The sequence below is a fragment of the Streptomyces sp. UH6 genome (assembly GCF_013421635.1).
Classification (GTDB): Bacteria; Actinomycetota; Actinomycetes; order Streptomycetales; family Streptomycetaceae; genus Streptomyces; species Streptomyces abyssomicinicus.
This window is the reverse complement of sequence record NZ_JACADT010000603.1, coordinates 1-3528: the sequence shown is the minus strand read 5'-3', so window position 1 is coordinate 3528 and position 3528 is coordinate 1. Positions and strand designations below refer to the sequence as shown.

Sequence of the window (3528 nt, the reverse complement as noted above, 5' to 3'; positions counted from 1 at the left end):
TCGGCGTCTCGGGCATGCTGGGCGGATGGACATCACCATCCGCCCCGCGCTCGACGCCGAGTTCGACGCCCGCGGTGAGATCACCGCGCGCGCGTACCTGGACGACGGGCTGCTCGCCTTCGACAGCGGCGACGCCTACCGCGACACACTCCGGGACGTGCGCGCCCGGGCCACCACCCCCGGCGCGCAGGTCCTGGCCGCGGTGGACGGCGACCGACTCCTCGGCAACGTCACCTTCGTCGCCGGAGGGCCCCTCGCCGACATAGCCGCCCCGGACGAGGCCGAGGTCCGCATGCTCGCCGTGTCCCGCGAGGCCCGCGGACGAGGGGCCGGCGAGGCCCTGGTCCGGCACTGCGCCGACCGCGCCCGCACCCTGGACGGCTGCCGCCGGCTGGTGCTCTCCACCCAGCCGGGGATGCGCGCCGCCCACCGCCTCTACGAACGCCTCGGCTTCGTCCGGGCGCCGCACCGCGACTGGAACCCGCTCCCCGACGTCCCCCACTTCGCCTTGCTGGCCTACGAGTTGACGATCTGACGCCCCGCCGCGCCGGTACCTCCCGGAGCGTCCGGAGCGTCCGGTTCCGTCATCGGAACGCCGCAGATCCTTCGCCGCAGACGGTGTTGACGCGCGTAGCCCATCGGCCCCACTCTTGCAGCGGCGCCCCGGCAACCCCCCGGCGCCGCCCCCACCGATCAACGGTCAGGAGGCCGGAATGATCAGACGCATGTCCCGCGCGCTCATCAGTTTTGTCATGATCCTGGCAGGTGCAGTGGTCGGCGTCGGTGCCACCGCCGGCACCGCGCACGCCGACGAGTGCTACACCTGGAGCCGCTCCCTCTCCCAGGGCGCGTCCGGCGCCGACGTGACCCAGTTGCAGATCCGGGTCGCGGGCTGGGTGACCTCCGGCGAACGGCTCTCCTACGACGGCGTGTACGGCGCCCGCACCAAGGCCGCCGTCGCCAAGTTCCAGGCGGCGTACGGCCTGGCCGCGGACGGCGTCGCCGGCCCGAACACCTTCAGCAAGATCTACGCGCTGCAGGACGCCGACTGCACGCCGATCCACTTCACCTACGCCGAGCTGAACAAGTGCAACTCGGACTGGTCGGGCGGCGCGGTCTCGGCGGCGACCGCCAAGTCCAACGCCCTGAAGACCATGTGGAAGCTGGAGGCCATGCGGCACGCGCTGGGCGACGTACCGATCACCGTCTCCAGCGGATTCCGCTCCAACTCCTGCAACAGCGCGGTGGGCGGAGCGGCGGGCAGCCGTCACACGTACGGTGACGCCGCCGACCTGACCGGCTCCCCGAGCTTCTGCCGCCTCGCGCAGCAGGCCCGCACCCACGGGTTCTCGGAGATCCTCGGCCCGGGCTACCCCGGCCACAACGACCACACCCACGTGGCGCACGACCCGTCGCCGTTCTGGGACGCCCCGAACTGCGGCATCTGATCCCGCCGGCGACGGCGGCGGCACCGCGCACGGAAGGCCGGGCTCCTGGGGGCCCGGCCTTCTGCGCGCGTGTACGGGGGACGGCTCGGTCGTCCACGACCGCGATCGCGACCGCGGGATGGCGTCAGTCGTTCGCGACCACGGGGTAGCGCGGCTCGTTCTCCTCCATCTGCCGCAGCGCGTTCTTCCGCTCGCGCTTGGAGAGACGGTCGATGTACAGGTAGCCGTACAGGTGGTCCGTCTCGTGCTGGAGGCAGCGGGCGAAGTAGCCGGTGCCGCGCACCTTGACCGGGTTGCCGTACTCGTCCTGGCCGGTGACCTCGGCGAAGTCCGGGCGGGCCAGCGGCGCGTAGGCGGTCGGCACCGAGAGGCAGCCCTCGTTGCTGTCGTCGAGGATCCGGCGGTCGGCGGGCAGCTCCACCAGCTTGGGGTTGCAGACCACGCCGACGTGGCGGGCGCCCTCGTCGTCCGGACAGTCGTAGACGAAGACCTTCAGGTCCACGCCGATCTGGTTGGCGGCCAGGCCCACGCCCTCGGCGGTGCGCTGGCTGGCGAACATGTCGTCGACCAGCTTGCGCAGCTCGTCGTCGAACTCGGTGACGTCCCGGCACTCCTTGTGCAGGACCGGGTTGCCGACGACCGTGATGGGACGCGAGGTGCCGCGCCCGCGGTACGCGCTCTCGCGCTCCTCGCAGTCCTCGGTGTCGATGACGTAACCCTCGTCGTCCACGGGGAGCACGCCCGCGTGCTGCTGATCGGTCTCCTGCTGCGCCATGCCCGACGTATGCCTTCCTCGGTGTCCACGTCCCTGACAGACGCATAGCCTACGGGGCGGGCGCGTGCCCGCGGTCCCACGGCCGTCAGCAGACCTCCTCGAGGTCCCGCCAGTCCCGGGTGTCCGGGCTGTCGGCCACCCAGCCGTCCAGCAGCCCGCGCACCAGCGGGGCCGGGGCGGCCACCCCGCACTCGCGTTCCGGCACCCACAGCTGTCCGTCGGTGCGGTGCCCGAGCGGGCCGGGCTGGCCGGGCTCGCTGTGGTCGTGCGGGTCCAGGTGCTCGCCGTCGCCCTCGACGGACGCCATCCGCGACTCCGAGCACATCCGGCACAGCAGCCGCACCGACGACGACCAGTCCTCGGCCGCGTATCCCGCGTCGGCGGCGAGCGCCTCCAGCGCGTCCCGGTCCTCCTCCGAGGCGGCCTCCAGCAGCACCACCCAGGTCGGCACCGGGGACGGCGCCCAGAGCTCGATCTCGTCGAAGACCGGGAAGCTGTGGCCGGTGGCGGTGGTCCGCTCACCGTGCGGGACACCGTCGTGCAGGACGACCTCGCCCCAGCGGCGGCCGGAGGACGGCAGCGGGATGGAGAGCACCTCGATCCGCGCCGGGTCCAGGCGGCGTCCCCAGACCACCTCGGCCTCCCCCTCCGGGGAGAGCCGGACGGCCGCGCTGCCCAGTTCCATCCCGGTGGGCGGCCCGGAGGCGGCGGAGCCGCCCGGCACCCGCAGCCCGTACTCCTGCCAGGCACGACGGGCGAGCGGCCAGTCCTGCAGGGCGGTCGCGGCGATGCCGACGTTCCACCAGTCCGGGGCCCCGGTGTCCCGGTCGAGCAGGGCCACCGCGCGCAGCCCGGCGGCGCGGGCCTGCTCCCAGTCGTGCCGGAACTTGTGCAGCAGGGCCAGGTTGAACCAGGACTCGGACAGCCAGGGCTCGAGGTCGGCGGCGCGCGTCAGGAGCGCCCCCGCGTCCTCGTACCGGCCGTCCCCGATCAGCGTGAACGCGCGGTCCGTGGCCTGCCGCCAGGAGGCGGAGGGCCGGTGCCGTCCCTTGCCGAAGATCCTCACGATTCCCGCCTGCCAGTTCTGTGGAGCGGACCGGTCCCTGCCCCCGTGGGCCCGCTCACCCGCATCCAACCACGGACGGTCGGACGGTCGCTCATTACCCATGGGTTACCCAGCCGGGGGCAGCCTCAGACCGGGTGGTTCCACGCTCCGCGGCGGCGCCCGGTCCGGGCACCGCGACACCGGCCGGGCCACGGAGCAGCACCCTGGCCAGCGACTCGACCACGTCGGGCGCGTAGGTG

The 3528-nt window shown here is 73.3% G+C and carries 4 protein-coding genes; 2 read left to right on the top strand and 2 right to left on the bottom strand.

Annotated elements, in window-relative coordinates; all coding sequences use genetic code 11:
- Positions 1-25: 25 nt before the first annotated feature.
- A complete protein-coding gene (locus HW445_RS22825) occupies positions 26-535 on the top strand; it encodes a GNAT family N-acetyltransferase (RefSeq protein WP_180222836.1) in 510 nt (169 codons plus the stop codon).
- 178 nt (positions 536-713) lie between these two features.
- Complete coding sequence (locus HW445_RS22820; RefSeq protein WP_180222835.1) at positions 714-1448, top strand: D-Ala-D-Ala carboxypeptidase family metallohydrolase; 735 nt, start codon at positions 714-716, stop codon at positions 1446-1448.
- Between the two features lie 124 nt (positions 1449-1572).
- Here HW445_RS22820 and def read toward each other — a convergent pair whose 3' ends face one another.
- Both def and HW445_RS22810 read right to left on the bottom strand, forming a co-directional pair.
- Positions 1573-2223 carry a peptide deformylase gene (gene def, locus HW445_RS22815; RefSeq protein WP_180222834.1) on the bottom strand — a complete coding sequence of 217 codons (651 nt, stop codon included), beginning with the start codon at positions 2221-2223 and terminating at the stop codon, positions 1573-1575.
- A gap of 85 nt (positions 2224-2308) precedes the next feature.
- Complete coding sequence (locus tag HW445_RS22810) at positions 2309-3289, bottom strand: hypothetical protein (protein ID WP_180222833.1); 981 nt, start codon at positions 3287-3289, stop codon at positions 2309-2311.
- Between the last annotated feature and the right edge of the window lie 239 nt (positions 3290-3528).